The sequence below is a fragment of the Photorhabdus antumapuensis genome (assembly GCF_020387775.1).
GTDB lineage: Bacteria > Pseudomonadota > Gammaproteobacteria > Enterobacterales > Enterobacteriaceae > Photorhabdus > Photorhabdus antumapuensis.
The window spans coordinates 2026-2487 of the sequence record NZ_JAHZMK010000003.1 but is presented as its reverse complement, the minus strand read 5'-3'; the positions used below and the strand labels follow the sequence as shown (position 1 = coordinate 2487).

Here is a 462-nt window from a genome sequence, read left to right as displayed (position 1 = left end):
AGCCGCTGTTGGTGAGATTGTTCGCCGTCAGTTGGGTGACGTCACGCCCGCTAATCGTGCCGCTGTTGGTAATATCGCCCTGACTGTTAATTGCTACAGTATTGCCGGCCAGCAAGGCGCCATCACTGCTCAGGTCGCCCTGACGGACGCGCGCATAAACCTGCGGCACAGTGACTACCTCGGTAGTGCCGTCCGGCAAGGTCACGGTCTGGTTAGTCAGCCAGATAATGTCTGAGGTGAGCAGCGCCATCTGCGCCGGACTTAAGGCGACGCCCGGCGTTAACTGTTGCTGTTGGCCAAAGGCGATACCGGCATCCATCAGCGCTTTAAACTGCGCTTCGTCGTTGTTGTAGCCCGGCAGATAGCGCCGGCCGGTCAGTTGGGTGATTTGGTCCCGCACCAGCCGTTGTTCGTAAAATCCATCTCCTAACCGTTTGTGAACCCGCGCCGGGTCATGCGTTA

General features: G+C 58.4%; 1 protein-coding gene. It reads right to left on the bottom strand.

Annotated features, from left to right (window positions below; translation table 11 throughout):
* A partial coding sequence (locus KZ793_RS23040) for a hypothetical protein (RefSeq protein ID WP_225812463.1) occupies window positions 1-462 on the bottom strand: 462 nt, incomplete at both ends.